General features: G+C 67.9%; 18 protein-coding genes and 2 pseudogenes. 6 read left to right on the top strand and 14 right to left on the bottom strand.

Translation table 11 applies throughout. The annotated features are described in order from the left end of the window. Positions 1 to 77: 77 nt before the first annotated feature. A complete protein-coding gene (locus WS69_RS05860; RefSeq protein ID WP_059469853.1) occupies positions 78 to 506 on the top strand; it encodes a DUF4087 domain-containing protein in 429 nt (142 codons plus the stop codon). 149 nt (positions 507 to 655) lie between these two features. Here WS69_RS05860 and WS69_RS05855 read toward each other — a convergent pair whose 3' ends face one another. Next, the gene (locus WS69_RS05855; protein ID WP_059469852.1) at positions 656 to 1135 is read right to left on the bottom strand and encodes a GNAT family N-acetyltransferase; all 480 of its coding nucleotides are present in this window, start codon (positions 1133 to 1135) and stop codon (positions 656 to 658) included. Positions 1136 to 1655: 520 nt separating this feature from the next. Between WS69_RS05855 and WS69_RS05850 the strand changes: the two genes are divergently transcribed. Next, positions 1656 to 2858, top strand: coding sequence for an MFS transporter (locus WS69_RS05850; protein WP_059469851.1), 1203 nt, complete (start codon positions 1656 to 1658; stop codon positions 2856 to 2858). Positions 2859 to 3190: 332 nt separating this feature from the next. On the opposite strand, the gene WS69_RS34015 is transcribed toward WS69_RS05850, so the two are convergent. The 3 genes from WS69_RS34015 to WS69_RS05840 form a co-directional block, all read right to left on the bottom strand. Beyond that, positions 3191 to 3346: a hypothetical protein gene (locus WS69_RS34015; protein ID WP_197419210.1), complete on the bottom strand. Its 156-nt coding sequence runs from the start codon at positions 3344 to 3346 to the stop codon at positions 3191 to 3193. Positions 3347 to 3538: 192 nt separating this feature from the next. Next, positions 3539 to 5044 (bottom strand): hypothetical protein, encoded by a 1506-nt coding sequence (locus tag WS69_RS05845; protein WP_082715978.1) that lies wholly within the window; start codon positions 5042 to 5044, stop codon positions 3539 to 3541. Positions 5045 to 5116: 72 nt separating this feature from the next. Further along, a complete protein-coding gene (locus tag WS69_RS05840) occupies positions 5117 to 5812 on the bottom strand; it encodes an MgtC/SapB family protein (protein ID WP_059469849.1) in 696 nt (231 codons plus the stop codon). Between the two features lie 108 nt (positions 5813 to 5920). Here WS69_RS05840 and WS69_RS05835 point away from each other — a divergent pair, with 108 nt between their 5' ends. Further along, positions 5921 to 7024, top strand: coding sequence for an AGE family epimerase/isomerase (locus WS69_RS05835; protein ID WP_059469848.1), 1104 nt, complete (start codon positions 5921 to 5923; stop codon positions 7022 to 7024). Between the two features lie 39 nt (positions 7025 to 7063). Here WS69_RS05835 and WS69_RS30230 read toward each other — a convergent pair. Beyond that, positions 7064 to 7276, bottom strand: a pseudogene (locus WS69_RS30230) (LysR substrate-binding domain-containing protein); the annotation flags it as partial. On the opposite strand from WS69_RS30230, the pseudogene WS69_RS05830 reads away from it, so the two are divergent. Continuing rightward, positions 7264 to 7770, top strand: a pseudogene (locus WS69_RS05830) (hypothetical protein); the annotation flags it as partial. The pseudogenes WS69_RS30230 and WS69_RS05830 overlap by 13 nt on opposite strands. Positions 7771 to 7853: 83 nt before the next feature. Here the strand turns inward: WS69_RS05830 and WS69_RS05825 are convergent. From WS69_RS05825 to WS69_RS05805, 5 genes are all read right to left on the bottom strand, one after another. After that, the gene (locus WS69_RS05825) at positions 7854 to 9467 is read right to left on the bottom strand and encodes a methyl-accepting chemotaxis protein (protein ID WP_059469846.1); all 1614 of its coding nucleotides are present in this window, start codon (positions 9465 to 9467) and stop codon (positions 7854 to 7856) included. 144 nt (positions 9468 to 9611) lie between these two features. After that, the gene (locus WS69_RS05820) at positions 9612 to 11087 is read right to left on the bottom strand and encodes a GDL motif peptide-associated radical SAM/SPASM maturase (RefSeq protein WP_059469845.1); all 1476 of its coding nucleotides are present in this window, start codon (positions 11085 to 11087) and stop codon (positions 9612 to 9614) included. A gap of 75 nt (positions 11088 to 11162) precedes the next feature. Next, the gene (locus tag WS69_RS05815) at positions 11163 to 11753 is read right to left on the bottom strand and encodes a DUF1842 domain-containing protein (RefSeq protein WP_059469844.1); all 591 of its coding nucleotides are present in this window, start codon (positions 11751 to 11753) and stop codon (positions 11163 to 11165) included. A gap of 52 nt (positions 11754 to 11805) precedes the next feature. After that, a complete protein-coding gene (locus WS69_RS05810) occupies positions 11806 to 12441 on the bottom strand; it encodes a DUF1842 domain-containing protein (protein ID WP_059469843.1) in 636 nt (211 codons plus the stop codon). 90 nt (positions 12442 to 12531) lie between these two features. After that, positions 12532 to 12723 carry a DUF1843 domain-containing protein gene (locus WS69_RS05805; RefSeq protein ID WP_010117815.1) on the bottom strand — a complete coding sequence of 64 codons (192 nt, stop codon included), beginning with the start codon at positions 12721 to 12723 and terminating at the stop codon, positions 12532 to 12534. Between the two features lie 744 nt (positions 12724 to 13467). On the opposite strand from WS69_RS05805, the gene WS69_RS05800 reads away from it, so the two are divergent. Then, a complete protein-coding gene (locus tag WS69_RS05800; protein WP_059469842.1) occupies positions 13468 to 13911 on the top strand; it encodes a PaaI family thioesterase in 444 nt (147 codons plus the stop codon). 478 nt (positions 13912 to 14389) lie between these two features. On the opposite strand, the gene prpF is transcribed toward WS69_RS05800, so the two are convergent. The 4 genes from prpF to prpB form a co-directional block, all read right to left on the bottom strand. Then, positions 14390 to 15580: a 2-methylaconitate cis-trans isomerase PrpF gene (gene prpF / locus WS69_RS05795; RefSeq protein WP_059469910.1), complete on the bottom strand. Its 1191-nt coding sequence runs from the start codon at positions 15578 to 15580 to the stop codon at positions 14390 to 14392. A 180-nt stretch (positions 15581 to 15760) separates the two neighbouring features. Then, positions 15761 to 18355, bottom strand: coding sequence for a Fe/S-dependent 2-methylisocitrate dehydratase AcnD (gene acnD, locus WS69_RS05790; protein ID WP_059469841.1), 2595 nt, complete (start codon positions 18353 to 18355; stop codon positions 15761 to 15763). 73 nt (positions 18356 to 18428) lie between these two features. Further along, positions 18429 to 19601 (bottom strand): bifunctional 2-methylcitrate synthase/citrate synthase, encoded by a 1173-nt coding sequence (gene prpC / locus WS69_RS05785; RefSeq protein ID WP_059469840.1) that lies wholly within the window; start codon positions 19599 to 19601, stop codon positions 18429 to 18431. A 47-nt stretch (positions 19602 to 19648) separates the two neighbouring features. Further along, on the bottom strand, positions 19649 to 20542 hold the full coding sequence (gene prpB, locus WS69_RS05780) for a methylisocitrate lyase (RefSeq protein ID WP_059469839.1): 894 nt from the start codon (positions 20540 to 20542) through the stop codon (positions 19649 to 19651). A 217-nt stretch (positions 20543 to 20759) separates the two neighbouring features. Between prpB and prpR the strand changes: the two genes are divergently transcribed. Further along, positions 20760 to 22793, top strand: coding sequence for a propionate catabolism operon regulatory protein PrpR (gene prpR / locus WS69_RS05775; protein WP_059469838.1), 2034 nt, complete (start codon positions 20760 to 20762; stop codon positions 22791 to 22793). The last annotated feature ends 153 nt before the right edge of the window (positions 22794 to 22946 follow it).

Raw genomic sequence — 22946 nt, 5'->3', positions numbered from 1 at the left:
CCGCGTGCTCGACTGCGTTAGACTGCCCGCATCGACAGGACGACAGCGACGGACGAACGCGCCGCCCATCACGCAGCATGACCCTATCCCTCACCCGCCGCCACGCAAAGCGCGCGCGAGCGACCGCAACGGCTTCGCCCTCACGCCGCAGCGGAAGCCATCTGCTCGCCGCGCTCGCCCTCGCATTCGGGGTCCAGCACGCGCACGCGGCCGAAATCCGATGCGGCTGGCTCGAGAACCCGACGCCCGCGAACTGGTGGCTCACCGACCGCACCGGCTCATGGACGCTCAGCACGATGGGCGGCCCCGAGGCCGACGGGATGGACCTGATTCCCGACATGTCGGGCAAGCAATATGTCGAAACCAACGGCCCGCACGGCTACGGATGCGCTTGCCTCACCGTGATCACCGACAAGCAGGAACGGCGGATCGTGAAGGTGCTGAAGGCGAAACAGCTCCCGCTATCGCGATGTCAGCGCGACAAGCGGCTCAAAGAGCCAGAATGAACGCGAATAACGGACAGGCTTGAACACGTGCGACACCGCGTGTCTTCGTCGTGCGCGTCGCAACGATACGCAAATCCGCATCGATGTGAAGACCGCCTGTCGCAGCCGCGACGCACCGCCGTGCTCGCAGCGGCAGCACGACCGCAAGATCAAAGCGGCTCGATCGACTTGACGAGCGTCGTCGTCGCAGCGACGAAACCCAGCTCGAGATACAGCGCGAGCGCAGCCGCGTTGTGATTGAACACCGACAAGCCGATCTCGCTCACGTGCAGTTGCCGCGCGTCGTCCTCGAGTGCCTGCAGCACGCGCGTCGCCCAGCCCTGGCGGCGAAAGGCGGGCTCGATTTCGAGGTCGTAGATGAAGAGCGTCCGATGCGGTCCTTCCGCGACGACGCCGTACCAGAGGTGGCCGAGCACGACGCCGTCGCCGGATTCGCTCAGCGTCAGCAGCACCTGATCGTCGGTGAGGAGCCCGTCGGGCAGCAGCGTGTCGATGCAGGCGAGCGCGCGCTCGTCGGCTTCGTCCGGCTCGCTCTGGCCGGACTCGATCAGATCGCGCGCATAGCTGCGCGCGGCGTGCGCGCGGTATTCGCGGAATTCCGTCTGGGTCATCGGACGCATCTGTAGCATGCCACACCTGTTCGAAGCAGCCGGGATATCACCCAGTGTAGTGGGCGACGCGCGGTTGCGCGAATCGGAATTCGCTTGCGGATCGCCGGATGCCGAGGTTCGTGCTCGGCGGTTCGAGCGGTTCCGGGAATCGCATCCATATTCGTGCGCGGCCGGCTCACGGTCCGCTTCCGATCATTTGGCGCCCATTGCGACGACGACGGTTTCGCCGGCCGCCGCACGCCATCCGGTCGTCCGTCCTGTCCCGCTCTCCGTGCTCGACTCGCTTCTCGCTCGGTTCCGCGTCATCGCGCTCGCCCCCCGTCCGGCGGCCTCGAGAACGAAGAATCGGCCGCCGCGCTGACCGCATTCGCTCAAGCGCATCGACCGTCTGAAGAAATTCGGCGCCGCGAATAGAATCCGTCGGGAGCCGGATGCCGAGCTCCGGATCGAAAACAATGACATTGCGCAACACGTCCGTTTGGAGAAAGCAATCGCTTACCGCGAGTCTTTTCTTGACGCTTTTTTGACAGAAACATCGATGATCAAGCGTGTTGCAGTGCAATCGGCCCGCGCGGGCCGCTTCGTTCCGATAGCAGTCGTCGTCTTTCTCGGCCTGATGGCGATGGGCATGCCGCTCGGCTCGGTCCCCGCCTTCGTCAACGCGAAATTAGGATACGGAATGACGGTCGTCGGGCTCGTGATGGGCGTCGAATCCGTCGCGACGCTGCTCACGCGACACTTCGCCGGCGTCACCGCCGACCGCAAAGGCCCGAAGATCGCCATGCTGATCGGTCTGCTCGGCAGCTTCGCATCCGGTGCGTTTTACTTCGTCGGCAGCGAATTCGCGTCGGTTCCGGCACTCGGCCTCGCGCTCATCGTCGTCGGCCGGATCGCGATGGGCTTCGCGCAAGGCCTGCTGTTCACGGGCGGCAGCACCTGGCCGATCGGCCTATTCGGCGCGGACAACGCGGGCAAGGCGCTGTCGTGGATCGGCATCGCGATGTTCGCCGGCATTTCGGCCGGAGCAGCGCTCGCCGCCGCGCTCAATGAAATGTTCGGCTTCAGGATCGTCGCGCTCGCGACCGCGATCGTCCCGCTAGTCGGCCTGTTCATCGCGATGCGGCTGCAGAACGCGCATCTGGCCGCGCCCGCCGATCACAAGGGCAGCGCGCTGGAGACGATCAGGGAGATCTGGCGGCCGGGCCTGGTATTCGGGCTCGCGACCGTCGGATACGTGACGGTCACGTCTTTCGTCGCGATCGCGTATATGGAAAAAGGCTGGTCGGGCGCGGAATATGCGCTGTCCGCATTCGGGGTCGGCTTCGTGAGCGCGCGCCTGCTGCTCGGCTCTGGCGCGGACAGGAACAACTCGCCAGCGATGGCGGTGTGGATGCTGTCGATCGAAGCAGTCGGACAGTTGCTGATCTGGCAGTCGACGAGTCCGTCAATGTCGATTCTCGGCGCCGCGCTGAGCGGCTTCGGCGTGTCGATGATCTATCCGCTGCTCGCGCTCGTTGCGATTCGCGGCATTTCGCAGCACGACTTCGGCATGGCGATCGGCTTCTACGATGCATGCTTCGACATCGCGATCGGCCTGTCGGCGCCGCTCGCCGGCGTCATTGCGAAATTCGCCGGTACGTCGGCCGTGTTCGTCTCCGGCGTGGTGTGCAGCCTGGCTTCGATCGTCATGGCGATCAGCGTCTATCGCGGCGAAGCGGCGCTCCACCCTTGTCGCGACTGACGAAGCGGCGCGCGACAAAACGGGCCGCCACTGCCTTTGCGCCCTGGCGGCGGTCGCCGCCGCACGGCCGCTCGATCACCTCGCGCGATAGCGCAACGCGCCATCCAATCGGCAACGGCCGCGGCGAACGATGCTCGTCGATGCCGACCGGCGCAATCGCGCGCGGTGCCGACGGCTCTCGGCCTGTCGGCGGTGTTCCGAATTTGTTGCAACTGCCCGCGCTCGTCGAGCTTGCAGCGGCGGTCCGTCGTTCCGTCAGATACGGCTACTCATTCGCCGGCAGACGAACGAAACCGCGACGCTCCCGGCGCACCCGCACCGGGCGGAACGCATCAGCGACGGATCAGGCCGACCTGCGCGACGTGCGACTTGCGCACACGCTCCGCTTCGGCGTGGCGGGCTTCGTACGAATATTCGGCGTCGAGCGGCAGATGCGGCGACGTGAAGAGATCTTCGATCTTTTGAAGCAGCGCGAAGATGAGGCTCATTTGCGACTCCTGTCAGCGAAGGATTAGGGTTTTCACCTAAAACGCATTCTAAGGGTTTTCCCTAAACACAGATAGTGCGTCGCAACAATATCTTCGCGGACCGAGCTTTTCAGGCGCGAATGGAACCGGTTCGTTGCGGCTCGGCAACACATGTGCAACCTCTCGCCGCAGCCGCCAACCGTCCCTTTTTTCTCAGTGCCCGCGGCCCCTGCGCGGCCGTTTGACAGACGTCGCGGGGCTGGAGAGACGGCTCGTCAAACGATCCACCTGCGCACCGAGTTCGTCCTGGCGCTGAGACAGCGTCGCGACGGTCGCCTCCTGGGTCGCCTGCACGGCGACGAGCCGGTCGATGCGTTGTTGCAGTGCAGCAGATTCGTCTCGCTGTCGCGACAACTGCATCGCCTGCACGACCAGCGCGACGATCGCCATCAGCACGACCACCCCGAGCGCGAGCAGCAAGCGGTTGACGCGGCGCATTTCCGTATCGGCCGCCCGGCGCAGATCGACCGTTTCGGATTGCAGCGCGCGGATTCGGTCGGCGAGCGGACGCAGGTGGGCGTCGAGTTCGACCAGCGCTGCGGGCGCATTCGACGGCGCCGCCGCCTGACGCTCGTGGGCAGGGGATGCCGACGCCGGGAACGACGTCGGTGACGCGGCGGATGGCGTCGACTGAGCCGGCGCGGCGGTAACGTTACCGCCGCCGGTGCCGCTGGGCGTCGAGGACAAGACCGCGCCCGGCGTCGCGTTGCCGCTCGTGTGCGGCGTTTTCGGCGATTCCGCTGGCGTGTCGGCCGACGCGCCAGCGTCGCGGCGCTCCGGGACGGCCGCTGCGCGAATCGCGACCGGCGATGTCGACTCCGGATTCGCTTGATTCGGATCGGCTCGAGTCGAGTTCGTCGGCCCGATGTTCGCCGTATCCTGGGCTGCTGGAGCTTCGGCCGAGCGAGCTTCGTCGGCGGAACTTTGACGCGCCGGGTTCTCGGGCGTTTGGTCGTGCGCCGCTTCGCCCTGGGCGGTTTGACCTCGAGCCGCTTGGCCCCGCGTTGCATCGCCCTGCGATGCCGAACCTCGATGCGCGCCGCGCTGGGCCGCCTGCTTCTTGCTCTCCGCGCGACGCGAAGACGAACGGCGCGAATCGGTCGGACTGGCTGCCGTCGCATCGTCGGCGCCGGACTTCGCCGTCGCCGGCTCGGCGGCCTGGACGGCAGATGTATCGCGCCGCCCCGAACCCGCATCGGCCGATGCGGACTCGACGGAACTCGCCGGCGCGCTCGCGGATTCACCCACCGAAGCCGTATCTTGCGCGCGCATGCCAGCCGCGTCGGCAGCAGAACGCTCGTCGGCCCCGCCTTGTGCGCGCGCGGCCGAATCTTCCGCGAATCCGCTCAGCAGATCGGCCTGTTCGCCCACCAGTTCGCCGCCGCGCGCCGTCGCACGCGCGCTGCGCGCGCTTTCCGCCTTGGCGGTCGGCTTCGCTTCTCTCGCGGCGCTGCCGCCGAACAGATCGAGCGTGTGCTCGTCGCGGGACGCTTCGCTCACCGTCGCATCGCGGCCGGGCCCGGCCGCGGCGCGCGACTGCACACGGCCGCCGCCCGCCGCCGCGGCGCGCGACCGGCGCTTGGACAGGGACGATCGGGAAGAACGAGTACGTGGGAATGCTGCGGAATCGGTCATAGGTCGTGCTGCGGCGCGCCGCACGCGCGCCGGACAATGCGGCGAACAATTTCGGGAAGGCGGCATTGTCTCATGCCCGCCCGGCGATCCCGTAGCTTAATCGTCCGGCAAGCCGCTCTTCTGCTCGGTAAAACCCTTCACGCCCGGCAATTGCCGCAGCCGAGCGCAAATGCTCTCGTATTCGACGTCCGACACGCGGCCGAGCGCGATCGTCACTTCGTCGCTGTCTTCCGCGTCCTCGCTCTGCTGGACGATGAAGCGCTTGATGCGCGCACTGTCGACGCCGAGCGCCGCGTGCGCCGAATCGAACGTCAGCGTGCCGCGCTCGACCAGCAGCACGAGACGGCGGCGCTGGCGCACGGTCAGATAGCGGCGCTCGAGCGGCTTGATGCCGGCGAGGATGACGAGGATGATGATCGTCGCCGCGATCGCCGCCGCGTACAGCCCGCCGCCCACCGCGAGCCCGACGGCCGCGACCGACCACAGGCTCGCCGCCGTCGTCAGCCCGCGGACGATCTCGCCGCGCAGCAGGATCGACCCCGCGCCGAGAAAGCCGATGCCCGACACGACCTGCGCGGCCATCCGCGACGGATCGAGATCGACGTGCGCCTGGCCGAGCACGTCCGCGAAGCCGAACGCCGACACGATCATGATGAGCGCCGAGCCGACGCACACGAGCATGTGCGTGCGCAGCCCCGCCGCCCACGACAGGCGCTCGCGCTCGACGCCGATGACGCTGCCGAGCGCCGCCGCGAGAATCAGCCGCATGATGAGTTCGACGTTGTTCAGCATCCGTACTCTCCTTTTTTCGACGGCGGCGGGCCGCATGCTTTATCCTTGCCGCTCGGCCCGCGCGTCCGGTGCCGCGTCATTTCAATGCCAACCGCGTCGTCATTCGTCATGTCCGCCCACGTCTCCGTTTCCGATCAGGCCGCTCAATTGCGCCGCCATTTCGCGCATATCGTCTTGCCGCTCTGGCGCGGACCCGGCTTCAACCAGGCGCTGCAACTGCCGTTCGAGGCCGTCGCGCCGGACACGTACGCGCCGTTGCCCGTCACCCGCTATCGCGCGATGGCGTGCGCGCGCCAGCTATTCGTGTTCTCGCAGGCGGGCGACGCCGACCACGCGCACGCGCTCTTTGCCGCATTGTGCCGCCACTTCCGCGATCTTCGCCACGACGGCTGGTTTTACAGCGTCGACGCGCAAGGCGCGCCGCTCGACCGCACGAAGGATCTGTATACGCACGCGTTCGTCGTGTTCGCGTGCGCGGAATATTTCGCGGCGTTCGGCAATCGCGACGCGCGCGACGTCGCGCAACGCACGGCGGCGCTGATCGGCGAGCGCTTCGCGCCGCAGCCCGGCAACGCGCTCCTCGACTCGGCCCGCAGTGAGGACTTCGCCGCGACGGCCGGCGGCCCGCTGCAGAATCCGCTGATGCACCTGACGGAAGGCTGGCTCGCGGCGAGCCGCGCGTTCGGCGACACCGCGTTCGACGACGCGCTGCTGCGCACCGCACAGGCGGTCGAGCGCACGTTCGTCGATACGCGCATCGGCTGCGTCGCGGAGCTGCCGCTCGGCAGCGCCGACAACCGCTTCGAGCCGGGGCATCAGTTCGAATGGTTCTATCTCGTCAGCGCAGCGGGCGCACGGCTCGCGGCGACGGGCCTGCCCGACGCGCTCGCACGCGCCTATGCGTTCGCGCAGCGGCACGGCATCGATCCGGACACGGGCGGCGTCTGCGCGGCGACCGACGCGCACGGCGCATGCATCGACGGCACGCAGCGGATCTGGGCGCAAACCGAATATCTGCGCGCGCTCGCGACGCACGGCGGCGAGCCGGACGCGCTCGCCCGGCAGATCGCGCGCTTCAGCGAACGGTTCCTGCATCCGCGCGGCTGGTACGAATGCAAGACCGCGCAGGGCGGCGTGGCGCGCGCGGACATGCCGTCGACGACGCCGTATCACCTCGCGACCGCGTACGCGTCGTTGCCAGCGGACGCGTGACGCACAATGCGTGCGCGGCCGCCCTCTAAAGCGCGTAACCTGCCGCACGTACCGCACGAACGCGCGCACGGCGGGCGCCTTCTCGTGCTTGCGATACGCGAGCGCCACTTCCGACGGAATCGGCTTGCCTTCGATCGGCCGATATGCGACGCCCGGCAGTGCGATGCAGCCGACGAGCGCCTGCGGCACGACCGCGACGAATCCGCTGACCGACAGATACGCGAGCACCGCGACGAGCGCGCCCGGCCGCGCGCGCATGGGCGATCTGGGGGATGTGCATGGGGATCGCGCAATGGGTCGGCTGGCGCTGGATCTTCCTGCTGAACCTGCCGGTGTGCATCGCGCTTGCCGCGGCCGTTTGCGCGACGATCGACGAATCGCGCGATCCGCACGCGAAGCGCATCGACGCGCCGGGCAGCGTGCTGTTCGGCTCGGCGCTCGCGGCCGGCGTGCTCGGCGCCGTGCTCGCCGCGCGAACCCACGCAGCGCTCGTGCGGCGCGTCGCGGACGCGCCGGACCTGCTCGGCGCGCTCGCCCCGCACTTCGTGTCGAGCCTGCTCGCGGGCGACCTCGCGCAGGCGACGCGCGGCCACCCGCCGCAGATCGGCGCGGCGCTCGCGCGGCTCGCGCCGGCGGGCTTTGCAAGCGGCTTTTCGGTCGCGCTGTGCGTGAGCGGCGCATTCGCGCTCATCGCGGCCGTCGCGGTGCGGCTGCTCGTCGGCGCAACGTCGAAGCGCGCCGCATGAGCGCGGCCACGGCGAGGCGAGCGCGGGACGCTGGGTGACGCGCGGCCCGTTCTGCCGATGCCGCGCGCCCGGCGCATTCGAGACTACGCGCGCGCGAGCTGCGGCTCGGCGGCGTCGCCGCGCACTGCGCCGCCGGCCGGCCGGCGTTCGCGCGCGTCGCCGAGCTCGAACACCGAGACCGACTGCTGCAATTGCTCGGTCTGTTCGTTGAGCGACCCGGCCGCCGCCGCGACTTCCTCGACGAGCGCCGCGTTCTGCTGCGTCAACTGCTCCATCTGCGTGACGGCCTGGTTGACCTGCTCGATCCCCGCGCTCTGCTCGATCGACGCGGCCGTGATCTCGGTCATCGTCTGCGCGACCCGCTCGATCGACGCCGACACCGAGCGCATCGCCTCGCCCGCACGCTCAACGAGCTCCGAGCCGCCGTCGATCTGCGCGACCGATTCCTCGATCAGCGCCTTGATCTCCTTCGCCGACTGCGCGCTGCGCTGCGCAAGCGCGCGGACTTCGCCCGCGACGACCGCGAAGCCGCGCCCTTCCTCGCCCGCGCGCGCCGCCTCGACGGCCGCGTTCAACGCGAGGATGTTGGTCTGGAACGCGATTCCGTCGATCACCGCGATGATCTCGGCGATCCGGCCCGAGCTGCGCGCGATCCCGTGCATCTTGTCGATCACGTCGTCGACGATCGCGCCGCCGTTCTTCGTCGCCAGCAGCGCCTCGTCGGCAAGCGTGCTCGCCGCGCGCGCGCCGTCGCTGTTCTGCCGCACGGTCGCCGTCAGCTCCTCCATGCTCGCCGCCGTCTCTTCGAGCGACGCGGCCTGGCTCGACGTGCGCGCGGACAGGTCCGCGTTGCCGCTCGCGATCTCCGCCGCACCGAGGTGGATCGCGTTCGACGCGTTGCGCACGGTGCGCACGGTTCCCGCGACGCTCGCCTGCATCTCGGCGAGCCCGCGCAGCAAGCGCTCGATTTCGTGGACGCCGCGCGGCGTCACCTTCCCGTCGAGGCGGCCTTGCGCCATCCGTTCGAAGTGCACGCCCGCCTGCGCGAGCGGCGCGACGACCGCGCGCCGCGCGACGACGTAGATCCCCGCGATGCACGCGAGCATCAGCACGAGCAGCACGGCGCCGACCGTCTCGAACCACCGCATCCCGGTGTCGATCATCGCGAGCGCGTGCTGGCTCGTCTTGTTGCTGAATTCCGAGAACGTACGCAGCTCGCCGAGATAAGTGTCCTGGATCTCCTGCGTCGGCTGATCGAGAAACGCCTGCATATCGTTGGTTTCGAGGAATCGCACGAGATCGACGAGCGCCGCGTGGTACTTGCGGTAGCGATCGGTGAGCGCGGCCGCGCGATCGGTGTTCTCGGCGCTGATCGTCGGCGCGGCCGTGAAGCCGGCGTATGCGCGATCGGCGAGCGCGAGCTGGTCGCGCACGTGCTGGAGCATCTCGGTGGGCATCGGATCGCCCTTCACCATCCGCGTGCTGGCGCGGGACAGGTTGGTGCGGGCGTCGAGCATGTACTGGGTCGCGAAGGAGGCGGCATCGACCTGCTTGATCGCGACGTTGGACAGATCGTCAACGTTGCGGCGCGACTCGGACAGCGACCAGAAGCCGAGCCCTTCGACCGCGATCAGAAACAGGCAGAACACGACGAGCACGCCGAGCAGGCCGGATGCGAGCTTGATTTTGCTGAACATGAATTTCCGTTAGAGCCAAGAAAAAGTACTACCTTGGCTTTAGCGGCATTTCGGCGGCGGACTTGAGCGATCACGCACGCGGCGTGTGGACTCTCCGGTCGCTCGCGGCCCGCCGACTAACAAAACCGGGCGCGCCTGCACGCGTCATGCGCCGTCGAACGTCGACGCCGGCAGGCCCAGCAGGCGCTCGAGATCGTTCATCAACGTGTGCCGGCGTTTCGTCTCCTGCTCGTGCATCCGCGCCGACGCGTCGATATCGCCGCCGCAGTGCGGACAGGTCTGCTCGCTCGCATGCACGTAGCCGTCGCAGTTGCGGCAGAGCTTCAGCTTCGGCGGCACGCGTCCGACGTCCGGCGAACGCTTGCCCTTGTTCTTCCACGCGAGCTCGATCACCTGCCCCGAGCGGACGATGCTCGACACCGGCTCGCCGTCCGCGATGCGCTCGGTCACGAGATCGAAGCGGCCCACCGCGAACGACGCGGGACCGGCCTCCTCGACCTTCACGATCCGCTCGCGCAACCCCTGCTTCTGCAACTCGAGCACGCGGTAATGGCAGTACGGATTGTTGCCCGGCTTGCCGAGCAGCGAGTGCGACGTCCACGTGCAGCCGCCGCGGCACACGTCCGCGTAATAGCAGCTCCGGCAGAAGCCCCACAGATCGTCGACCGACCGCAGCCGGCCGAAATGGATCCCGTCGCTCGTGCGCCAGATGTCTTCGAGCGACAAGTCGCGCACGTTGCCGCCCGAGAAGCCGACCGTCGCGAGCGACGGGCAGCCCTTCACGGTGCCGTCCGCTTCGAGCGCGATCACGGTCTGGCCGGCCGCGCAGCCCGTCCAGTGCACCCGTTCGTCGCCGAAGCCGCGCCACAGATGCTCATACGGGCCGTAATAGCCGATGTTGTTGCCGACGTTCATCAGCAGGCCACGGCTCAGGCCATCCGTATACAGCTTCGCGAGCAGCGGCATCAGCTCGGTCAGCCGATACGGCTGCAGCAGCAGTTCGTCGTTGTCGACCGCGTTGCCCATCGCGACCGTCAGCTGGATCTGCCAATGCGTCGCGCCGAGCTCGATGATCGTGTCCATCAGCGCGGGCAGATCCGCCATCGTCTGCGCGCCGATCTGCGTGTTGACGCTCACCGCGAGGCCCGCGTCGTGCGCGCGCCGCAGCGTGTCGACGGCCCGGTCGAACGCGCCCGGCACGTTGCGCACCTTGTCGTGCAGCGGCGCGAGCCCGTCGAGCGACACGCCGACGCCGTTCAGGCCGGCGTCGATCGCTTCCGCGAGGCGCTTCGGCGTCAGGTTGCGGCCGCCCGTCTGGATCGCGCAATACATGCCGTGCGAGCGGATCGCGCGAATCAGCTGCGTCCAGTCCTTGCGCAAGTACGCTTCGCCGCCGATCAGCGAAACCTCGCGCGTACCGAGCCGCGCGAGCGATTCGATGACTTCGAGGCATTCCTCGGTGTTCAGCTCGTTCGTCCGCCGATGGCCGGCCCGCGAGCCGCAGTGCAGGCATTTGAGATCGCAGGCCAGCGTGATTTCCCAAACGGCATGAACCGGGACGAAACGTTGATAGTCGCTGTCGCTCAGGTAGCGGGCCGGGCGCGCGTCCATTGTGCTCATGTCGATGTCTCCTCGTCGCGCAGTCGGCGCCGCACGCACGGGCGCGCCCACGCGTGCGGCGCCGGCCGTTCCGGCTCAGCCGCGCGGTTCCAGACGCGCGATTTCCGCTTCGAGCTTCGACAGCTCGGCGGCGATCGCGTCATGATCGGCAAGCTGCTGCTCCGCCTGCTGCACGAGCGCCTTCATCCGGCTCAGGTCGCCGGACGCCCGCGCTTCCTGCAGACCGACGCCGTACAGCGGCACCACGTGCTCATGCGCGGGCTCGAGCGGGATCAGCGAGTTGTCCTTCGTCACGATCGCGTGCTCGATCAAATGCCAGCGACCGTCGTCCAGGTACCGGTAGTTCGCCGTTCCCGATTGCCAGTCGTCGTTCAGCAGGCCGTTGAATTCCAGTATCACCACCTGCGGCGCGATGGGCCCCGTCGGGCTGCCCGTGATGCTCAGCGCGATCGACGGCGGCGACTGCGGATCCAGCCTCACTTGATGGAACTGTCCGGTGACGCGCGCACGGAAATGCGGTGGCGGATAGATCGGCTGGGTGATGCGTGCGAAGCCCGAGACGGTCTTCTCGACCGCATTCACGAGCAGATACAGCCAGAGGACCGGCGCGCCGAGATTGGGCGTCGAGACACGGAGTTGGACAGGAAAGAGACCGGTAGTAGCCATGGCGTTAGCTCCACGAAGATGAACGAACGATGTCGATGCAAGGCCGCGCCGCTCACTGCCGGCTTTCGAGCTTGGCGATTTCCGCCTTGAGCGCCTTCAGCGCGGACGCGATGTCGTCGCGGCTTTCCAGTTGCTGCCGCGCATAGGAAGCGAGCGTCCTCATGTGCGCGAGATCGCCGGACGCGGTCGCATACTGGATCGTCGCCGCATACATCGGCATCGGTCCGTACGCGCTTCGCGCCGTTTCGAGGATGACCGGTCCGGGCTCGAGCGGCACGACTTCCGGATCGGCCTTGACCGGCACGTTCTCGACTTCGTGCCAGGTGCCGTTCGAGTAGTAGCGATACGACGCGACGCCCGACTTGCCGTCGCCGCGCAACAGCAGCTCGGCATAGAACGTGATGAACGGTGCGTCGTGGCCGACCTGGCCGCCCTGCAGCGAAATCTGCACGATCGCGCCGCGGCCGTCGCGGCGCGGCGGCGGGCCGAGCCGGAATACGTAGGTGCCCCAGACTTCGGCGCGGAAGTTGAGCGGCGGGTTCACGGCCTGCGAGATGGTCGCGGTGCCGACGACGCTGCGCTCCGTCGTATCGACCACCAGGTTGAGCGCGAGCTGCGGCGCGCCGGGCAGCCCGGTGCCGACGTTGTAGCGAACCGGAAAAAGACCGACGCGAAGATCTTCGGACATGTGAGCCTCCTTGATGCAAGTGGTTGAACGACGACGAAACGCTGAAACGCCGCCATGACGAAGCGACGAACGGCGGCGGCGGACTCGCGGCTACTTCTTCTGTTCGAGCCTGGCGATCTCGACCTCGAGCAGCTCGAGCGCGGTGGACAGGTTGCCCTGCTGGCTCAGCAGCGCCTGTGCCTGCGCGCGCAGCGTCTTCATTTGCGCGAGATCGCCGCCGGCGATCGCCTGGTGGATCGCGACGCCGTAGGGCGTGATCGGATGGCCGGATGCTTGATTCATGTTGTTCCTCCTGAAAAAGGACGACGGCCGACAGCCCCGTGACCTCTCCTGCAACGGCGATGTGCGTCTGGCTGTCATGGATCTGCAGGATCGGGAATTTCGTCGATGGACGACGCGTTCTCCGCGATGCGGCGGCACGGTGTCACGCACCGTGCCGCTTGCCGCCCGTGATTTGCCATTAGTTATCCTTGTGAACCGGCGCGCCGTTGTTCTACGGCGGTAACGCGGTCGTCTCCGTGCGTCCGCCGGCTCGGCGGGACGCTTCCGCTATGCGTCGAATGGTCTGCGTACTAAGGTTAGGTCGCCTGCGCGCTTTCGCTATCTACCAAAACTGGTAGTGGTCCGCCGGCCCGCCGCGCGACTCGCCGATCGCGTGGCGACGATCCGCCGTTCGCTCGATGCCCCGTCACGATTGGCTCACGACTGGCTCACGATTGCCTCACGGCCGGCGCGCCGGTGGCGACCGCTCGACCCACGATCGACGCCCGCGCGCCGCGCCTGATGCGCCGGCGGCATCGTCAGGCGCCGCCGAATTCGAACGCGCATCCGCGTCGCCCCCGAAACCGAGCTTCGACGCAATTCGGCGAACAAACCCCTCCGCTAGTGCGCCGGCACGACGAATTTCCTTGCGTATCGCGCGCCCCCTTCCTAGAGTGGAGCGCAAAGAGCCGGATTGCATCGGCGGCGCGCGCGTCGCGCCGCATTGTTCAACGTATCAATTCAATCGATAGCGAAGGAACGTCGATGACCGACATCGTGGATCACGCGCGCGGCGCCCTGCGCGCGCAACCCTTCAGCATGCTGCTCGGCACCGAGCTCGTGCACATCGGTGGCGACGAGGCGTCGCTGCGCCTGCCGATCCGCGACGAGCTCAGGCAGCAGTACGGCTTCGTCCACGGCGGCGTCATCAGCTATCTCGCCGACAACGCACTGACGTTCGCCGGCGCGCTTGCGCTCGGGCCGCGCGTCGTCACGGCCGAATACAAGATCAATTACCTGCGCCCGGCCGTCGTCGGCACGCTGATCGCGCGCGCGAAGCTGGTTTATGCGGGACGGAATCAGGCGACCTGCCAGTGCCACGTATTCGTGATCGACGGCGATCACGAACGGCTCGTCGCGGTCGCGCAGGGCACGATCAATCGGGTCGGAGACGGGCGCGAGACAGGCGCCGTCGAAGAGAACGCGTAGCGTGCCGGCAAGCCGCGCTTGCGGGAAGGCGGAACGCGTGCATCGGCCGCATGACGCGGCGGCGCAAGCGGGGGAGACTCGGCAGACGTGAGCGGCGCGGGTCGCGCGATGCGGCAGCGAATCCGCCATTGCAAAGCGGTCGCGCCGGATATCGGCATCGCGGCATGGCGGCATCCCGGATCGCCGCCGTGCGCGATCGTCGGGATGCCCGATCACGGAGACATCAGATCACTGCGGCGCCCGGACAGCAGGCCGCCCGCGCGCCGAGGCTTTGGAGCGGCTAGATTCACGGAGCTTCGGGGCCTTCGAGCTTCGGGGCCTTCGAGCTTTGGGCCTTCGAGCTTTGGGCCTTGGAGCCCTGGAGCCCTGGAGCGTCAAGGCGTCGGAATGTTGAAACGCCGAAGCGCCGGATTATCGAAATGCCGCCACGATAAAACACCCGAACGCCCGATCACCGCCCTGTCCAAGCGCCGAAACGTCAGAACGCGTCGCCCGGCACGCGCACCCAGCCTTCCATCAGCACGCGCGCGCTGCGGCTCATGATCGCCTTCGTGACGACCCACTCGCCGCCTTCCTGCTTCGCCTGAGCGCCGACGCGCAGCGTGCCCGACGGATGACCGAAGCGCACCGCGTCGCGCGCGCCGCCGCCCGCCGCGAGATTCACGAGCGTGCCCGGAATCGCGGCCGCGGTGCCGATCGCGACGGCGGCCGTGCCCATCATCGCGTGATGCAGCTTGCCCATCGACAGCGCGCGCACGAGCAGGTCGACGTCGGCGGCCGCGACGCGCTTGCCGCTCGACGCGACATAATCGGCCGGCTTGGCGACGAACGCGACCTTCGGCGTGTGCTGACGCGTCTCGATCTCGTCGAGCGACTGGATGAGCCCCATCCGCAGCGCGCCGTGCGCGCGGATCGTCTCGAACATCGCGAGCGCCTTCGCGTCGCCGTTGATCGCGTCCTGCAGCTCGGTGCCGGAATAGCCGATCGCCTCGGCCTCGACGAAGATCGTTGGAATCCCCGCGTTGATCATCGTCGCCTTCAGCGTGCCGACGCCCGGCACGTCGAGATCGTCGACGAGGTTCCCCGTCGGGAACATCGCGCCGCCCGCGCCGTCCTCGTCGGCAGCCGGATCCATGAATTCGAGCTGCACTTCGGCCGCCGGGAACGTGACGCCGTCGAGCTCGAAGTCGCCCGTCTCCTGCACCGCGCCGCTCGTGATCGGAACGTGCGCGACGATCGTCTTGCCGATGTTCGCCTGCCAGATCCGCACGGTCGCGACGCCGTTTTCCGGCACGCGCGCCGGATCGATCAGGCCGCCCGAGATCGCGAACGGGCCGACCGCCGCCGACAGGTTGCCGCAATTGCCGCTCCAGTCGACGAACGGCTTGTCTATCGACACCTGGCCGAACAGGTAATCGACGTCGTGGCCGGGCCGCGCGCTCTTCGCGACGATCACCGTCTTGCTGGTGCTCGACGTCGCGCCGCCCATCCCGTCGATCTGCTTGCCGTACGGATCGGGGCTGCCGATCACGCGCGAGAGCAGCGCGTCGCGCGCGGCGCCCGGTGCTTGCGCGGCCTCGGGCAAGTCCTGCAGCCGGAAGAACACGCCCTTGCTGGTGCCGCCGCGCAGGTAGGTCGCGGGAATCTTGATTTGAGGGATGTGAGCCATCTTCATGTTGTCCTGTATCGACCAGAGTTGGCGCTTTAGCGCTTATGTCGACCTGAGTAAGTGCTGAAGCACTCAGGTCCCATGCAAAGCGCGTGACCCGGGTCCGATCACCCGCGCGGCGAACGGACCCGTGAAGCGATGCGTCACCGCATCGCCCGATAAAGACGCGTCACCGCGCCGTCATGCCGCCTGCGACGATTCGAGGAAATCCTGCGCAAAGCGCTGCAGCACGCCGCCCGCGTCGTAGATCGACACTTCCTCTGCCGTATCGAGCCGGCACGTGACCGGCACCTCGACGCGCTCGCCGTTTTTCCGATGGATCACGAGCGTGAGATCCGCGCGCGGCGTGCGCTCGCCGATCACGTCGAACGTCTCGGCGCCGTCGATGCCGAGCGTCGTGCGATTCGTGCCCGGCTTGAACTCGAGCGGCAGCACGCCCATCCCGATCAGGTTCGTCCGGTGGATCCGCTCGAACCCTTCGGCGACGATCGCCTCGACGCCCGCAAGCCGCACGCCCTTCGCCGCCCAGTCGCGCGACGAGCCCTGGCCGTAGTCCGCGCCCGCGATCACGATCAGCGGCTGCTTGCGGTTCATGTAGGTCTCGATCGCTTCCCACATCCGCGTCACCAAGCCGTCCGGCTCGACGCGCGCGAGCGAGCCCTTCTTCACCGCGCCGTCGACGACCGCCATCTCGTTGACGAGCGTCGGGTTCGCGAACGTCGCGCGCTGCGCGGTCAGATGGTCGCCCCGGTGCGTCGCGTACGAATTGAAGTCCTCTTCGGGCAGGCCCATCTTCGCGAGATATTCGCCCGCGGCGCTGTTGGCCATGATCGCGTTCGACGGCGACAGGTGATCGGTCGTGATGTTGTCGCCGAGCACGGCGAGCGGACGCATGCCCTGCAGCGTGCGCTCGCCCGCGAGCGCGCCTTCCCAGTACGGCGGACGGCGGATGTACGTGCTCTGCGGCCGCCAGTCGTACAGCGGCGCGGCGCGCTCGCCGGCGTCGGCCGCGCGCGCGAACATCGGCTCGTAGACCGCGCGGAACTGCGCGGGCTTCACGCTCGACGCGACGATCGCATCGATTTCCTCGTCGGTCGGCCAGATGTCCTTCAGCGTGACGGGCTTGCCGTCCTGGTCGTGGCCGAGCGCGTCTTTCTCGATGTCGAAGCGGATCGTGCCCGCGATCGCGTACGCGACGACGAGCGGCGGCGACGCGAGGAACGCCTGCTTCGCATACGGGTGGATGCGGCCGTCGAAGTTGCGGTTGCCGGACAGCACGGCGGTCGCGTACAGGTCGCGATCGACGATTTCCTGCTGGATCGCCGGATCGAGCGCGCCGGACATGCCGTTGCAGGTCGTGCACGCGAACGCGACGATGCCGAAGCCGAGCTTCTCGAGATCGGGCAGCAGGTTCGCTTCCTTCAGATAGAGCTCGACCGCCTTCGAGCCGGGCGCGAGCGAACTCTTCACCCACGGCTTGCGCACGAGGCCGCGCGCGTTCGCGTTGCGCGCGAGCAGCGCTGCGGCGATCACGTTGCGCGGGTTGCTCGTGTTCGTGCAGCTCGTGATCGCGGCGATGATCACCGCGCCGTCCGGCATCCGGCCGGGCGTTTCTTCCCACTGGCCGGCGATGCCGCGCGCGGCGAGCTCGGCGGTCGGCAGCCGCTTGTGCGGGTTCGACGGGCCGGCCATGTTGCGCACGACGGACGACAGATCGAACGTCAGCGTGCGCTCGTATTGCGCGTGCGTCAGGCTGTCCGCCCACAGGCCGGCCGCCTTCGCATACGTCTCGACGAGCGTCACCTGCTCGTCGCTGCGGCCGGTCAGGCGCAGGTAGCCGATCGTCTGCTCGTCGATGAAGAACATCGCGGCCGTCGCGCCGTATTCGGGCGCCATGTTCGAGATCGTCGCACGATCGCCGAGCGTGAGGCTCTTCGCACCCTCGCCGCGGAATTCGAGATACGCGCCGACCACCTTCTCGCGGCGCAGGCATTCCGTGAGCGCGAGCACGACGTCGGTCGCGGTGATGCCGGGCTGACGCTTGCCGGTCAGCTCGACGCCGACGATGTCCGGCAGACGCATCCACGACGCGCGGCCGAGCATCACGTTCTCCGCCTCCAGGCCGCCGACGCCGATCGCGATCACGCCGAGCGCGTCGACGTGCGGCGTGTGGCTGTCGGTGCCGACGCAGGTGTCCGGATACGCGACGCCGTCGTGCGCCTGGATCACGGGTGACATCTTCTCCAGATTGATCTGGTGCATGATGCCGTTGCCGGGCGGGATCACGTCGACGTTCTCGAACGCCTTCTTCGTCCACTCGATGAAGTGAAAGCGGTCCTCGTTGCGGCGATCCTCGATCGCGCGGTTCTTCTTGAACGCGTCCGGATCGAAGCCGCCGCACTCGACGGCGAGCGAGTGATCGACGATCAGTTGCACCGGCACGACCGGATTCACCTTCGCCGGATCGCCGCCCCGCTCCGCGATCGCGTCGCGCAAGCCGGCGAGATCGACGAGCGCCGTCTGGCCGAGGATGTCGTGGCACACGACGCGCGCCGGGAACCACGGAAAATCGCGTTCGCGCTTGCGCTCGACGAGCTGTTTCAGGGAATCGGCGAGGATCGCCGGGTCGCAGCGGCGCACGAGGTTCTCGGCGAGCACGCGCGACGTGTACGGCAGGGTATCGTAGGCGCCCGGGCTGATCGCGTCGACGGCGGCGCGCGCGTCGAAGAAATCGAGCGACGTGCCGGGCAGGGGTTTGCGGTTGGCAGTGTTCATTGCGTGGGGACAGACTGGGTAACGATCGTCGCGAAACGGCCGGGCGTCGAGCCCGGCCGTCGCATGCCGCCGATCAGCGCTTCTCGATCGGCACGAACTTCAGGTCTTCCGGGCCGGTGTAGTTCGCGCTCGGGCGGATGATCTTGTTGTCGATCCGCTGCTCGATGATGTGCGCGCTCCAGCCGGACGTCCGCGCGATCACGAAGAGCGGCGTGAACATCGCGGTCGGCACGCCCATCATGTGATACGACACCGCGCTGAACCAGTCGAGGTTCGGGAACATCTTCTTGATCTCCCACATCACCGATTCGAGCCGCTCGGCGATGTTGAAGAGCTTCGGGTCGCCCGCTTCCTTCGACAGCTTGCGCGCGACTTCCTTGATCACCTTGTTGCGCGGATCGGAAATCGTGTAGACCGGGTGGCCGAAGCCGATCACCACTTCCTTGTTCTCGACGCGGCGGCGGATGTCGGCTTCCGCTTCGTCGGGCGTCCGGTAGCGGTTCTGGATCTCGTACGCGACTTCGTTCGCGCCGCCGTGCTTCGGCCCGCGCAGCGCGCCGATCGCGCCCGTGATCGACGAGTAGATGTCGGAGCCCGTGCCGGCGATCACGCGGCCCGCGAACGTCGACGCGTTGAACTCGTGCTCCGCGTACAGGATCAGCGACGTGTGCATCGCGTCGACCCACGACTTCGACGGCGTCTTGCCGTGCAGCAGATGCAGGAAATGGCCGCCGATCGAGTCGTCGTCGGTTTCGGTCTCGATCCGCTTGCCGTTGTGCGAATAGTGATACCAGTACAGCAGCATCGAGCCGAGCGACGCCATCAGCCGGTCCGCGATGTCGCGCGCGCCCGGCAGGTTGTGGTCGTCCTTTTCCGGCAGCACGGTGCCGAGCACCGACACGCCCGTGCGCATCACGTCCATCGGATGCGCGGACGCCGGCACCCATTCGAGCGCCGCCTTCACGTTCGCGGGCAGTCCGCGCATCGCGCGCAGCTTCGTCTTGTACGCGGCCAGCTCGGTGACGTTCGGCAGCGTCTCGTGCACGAGCAGATGCGCGATCTCCTCGAATTCGCTCGAGCCGGCGATATCGAGAATGTCGTAGCCGCGGTAATGCAGATCGTTACCGGTCTTGCCGACCGTGCACAGCGCCGTATTGCCCGCCGCGACGCCCGACAGCGCGACCGACTTCTTCGGCTTGAAACCGCCCGCGGCGCTCGTTGCTGTTGCTTCCTTTGTCTCGCTCATCCTTACACTCTCCTGGGTTCGAATCCTTGAATCCTTGTATCCGTGCTTCAGTTCCGGCCTTGGCTGAAAAGCTGGTCCAGCTTGTCTTCGTATGCGTAATAGCCGAGATATTCGTAAAGCTCCGCGCGCGTCTGCATCGTCGGCACGGCGGCCTTCTGCGTGCCGTCGCGGCGCACCGTCTCGTAGAAATTCAGCGCGGCCTTGTTCATCGCGCGATACGCGCCGCAGCAATACAGCGCGATGTCGACGTTCGCGCCCTTCAGCTCGTCGATCGTGAAGAGCGGCGTCGAGCCGAACTCGGTCAGGTTCGCGAGGATCGGCACCTTCACCGCTTCCTTGAAGCGGCGGTAGTCATCGAGCGTCTTCATCGCTTCGGGGAAGATCATGTCCGCGCCCGCCTCGACGTACGCGATCGCGCGCTCGATCGCCGCATCGATGCCCTCGGCCGCCGCGGCGTCGGTGCGCGCCATGATCACGAAGGTCTCGTCGGTGCGCGCGTCGACGGCCGCCTTGATCCGGTCGACCATCTCGCCAGTCGGCACGCATTCCTTGCCCGGACGGTGGCCGCAGCGCTTCTGGCCGACCTGGTCCTCGAGGTGCACCGCGCCGACGCCCGCCTTGATGAACGAGCGGATCGTGCGCGCGATGTTGAACGCGCCGCCCCAGCCGGTATCGATGTCGACGAGAAGCGGCAGGTTCGTCGCGTTGGTGATGCGGTTCGCATCGACGAGCACGTCGTCCATCGTGCTGATGCCGAGATCGGGAATGCCGAGCGAGTTCGCGGCGACGCCGCCGCCCGACAGATAGACCGCCTTGAAGCCGACCGCCTCGGCCATCTTCGCGGCGTACGCGGTGATCGCGCCGACCACCTGCAGCGGCTGCTCGGCCGCGACCGCCGCGCGGAATTTCGCGCCGGCGCTGATCAGTTGTGGGTTGCCCATCGACTCCTCCTGAAAGATGCTCGTAAGTAGCAAGGTCCGGGCCAAGTCGTTCGCCGGCCGCTAACTTGCTGATTCTGCGCGCATTCCATGCTCGGCGCTCACATCGGATGATTGCAATATCGAAATTGAAATTCCATATTTGAAATTCAAGCGCGATAATGCGGATCGTCATCCATCCGTCCGAGCGCCACGCTCGTTCAGCCTTTCGGCCCTCAGCATGAGCACCCTGCCTGAAACCGGCGTGCGGCCACGCGTCTGGGCGGTCGGCATCAGCCGGCTGCGCGCGTTGTTTCGCGACATCGCCGACGAATACGAAGAGCGCGCCGACCTGCGGATCGTCGCGCGCGGCTACGAGGAGGCGATCACCGCGCTCGCGACGGCGGGCGCCGGGCGCCCCGACGCGATCGTCGCCGCCGGCTCGAACGGCACCTATCTGAAGGCGCGCGTGCGCGTGCCTGTCGTGCTCGTCAATCCGACCGGCTTCGACGTGATGCATGCGCTCGCCCGCGCGCGGCGCGACGCGACGCGAATCGCGCTCGTCAGCTACGGCGAGACGCCGCCCGAGGTGCGCAGCTTCGCGGCCGCGTATGGGCTCGACGTCGCGTTCGCGTCGTACCAGACCGCGCAGGAAGCGGAGACGCGCGTGCTCGAGATGCGCGATCGCGGCATCGAGACCGTCGTCGGGCCGGGGCTCGTCACCGATCTCGCCGCGAACGTCGGGATGGGCGCGGTGTTCCTCTACTCGCACGCGTCGGTGCGCGCAGCCGTCAACACCGCGCTCGAAGTCGCGCACGCGACGCACGGCGAAGCGCTGCGCCGCGAGCGCCTCGACAACCTGCTGCAGCATCTGCGCGACGGCGTCGTCGCGCTCGACGGCGAGGGCCGCGTCGAGGCGATCAACGAGCGGCTCGCGCTCGCGCTCGGCATTGAGCCGTCGACCGCGGTCGGCCGCGCGCTGCACGACCTGACGCCCGAGCTGCGCACGCTGCGCGCGGCCGACGGCGACACGCTCGCGACCGTGCGCGGCGTGCGCTACGTCGTTCATCGCGGCCCGCTCGCCGCGAGCGCCGGCGCGCCGGGCAGCGTGCTGACGTTCCAGGAATCGCGCGCGGTCGAGCGGCTCGACCGCACGCTGCGCTCGCATCAGCATGCGCAGCAGTTCACCGCGCGCTACCGGCTCGACGACGTCGTCGGCGCATCGCCCGCGATCGCGCACGCGCGCGATCTCGCGCGGCGCTACGCGAAATCGGACGCGACCGTGCTGATCCTCGGCGAAAGCGGCACCGGCAAGGAGATGATCGCGCAGAGCCTGCATGCGCTGTCCGCGCGCCGCAAGTATCCGTTCGTCGCGGTGAACTGCGGCGCGTTTCCGGAAGCGCTGCTCGAAAGTGAGCTGTTCGGCTACGAGGAAGGCGCGTTCACCGGCGCGCGGCGCGGCGGCAAGGCGGGGCTCTTCGAAGCCGCGCACCGCGGCACGCTGTTCCTCGACGAGATCGGCGAAATGCCGCCGTCGCTGCAAAGCCGGCTGCTGCGCGTGCTGCAGGAACGCGAAGTCGTGCGCGTCGGCTCGACCGAGCCGATTCCGATCGACATCCGCGTCGTCGCGGCGACGCACCGGCCGCTCCTCGCGGCCGTCGAAGCGGGCGCGTTCCGCGCGGATCTGTATTACCGGCTGAACATCCTGAACATCGGGCTGCCGCCGCTGCGCAAGCGCGCGGCCGACATTCCCGCGCTCGCCGCGACGCTGTTGGCGCAAGCCGCGCGCCGCGAGCCGCGGCTCGCCGAGCGATTGCGCGACGCACGCGACGCGGCGCGTGCGCTCGAAGCGGCGAACGCGGCGCTGATGCGCTATCGGTGGCCCGGCAACGTGCGCGAATTGCAGAACGTGATCGAGCGGATCGCGGTGGAGCTCGCCGATGCGGACGAGCGCGGCCATGTGGCCGTGAGCGTCGACACGTTGCGTGCGATAGCGCCCGAAGTGCTCGCGGCCGATGCGTTCGCAACGGGCGGTGACGGCGACGTCGATGCGGGCGGCAACGATCGCGCCGCGCAAGGTCCAACGCTCGTGCAGCGTCGCCGGCGCGCGGAGGCGGACGAAATCCGCGCCGCGCTCGACGCATGCGGCGGCGATCGCGATCGCGCGTGCGCGATGCTCGGCATCAGCAAGACGACACTGTGGCGCAAGCTCGCCGCAGACGAAGGGAAAGCGCGCGGCGTTCGGGGCGACCGGAAGCGCGGCGGCGGCGCGTGACGCTCGCGAATCGCGGTTTCATGGCGGCGTTCTTTCACTCCGGCTTTTGAGTCATTCTGATTTCCGCTCGCCATTCGCCGTTCGCGTCGCGCGAAACGCGAGCGGCGACGCGCGCGCATCGCGCGACGGAACGCACGTTCCAGCCCTTTTCGG

Source organism: Burkholderia sp. BDU5, assembly GCF_001522845.1.
Lineage (GTDB): Bacteria > Pseudomonadota > Gammaproteobacteria > Burkholderiales > Burkholderiaceae > Burkholderia > Burkholderia mayonis.
Note: the sequence above shows the minus strand (reverse complement) of the source record. Positions and strands in the feature narration are given on the sequence as shown.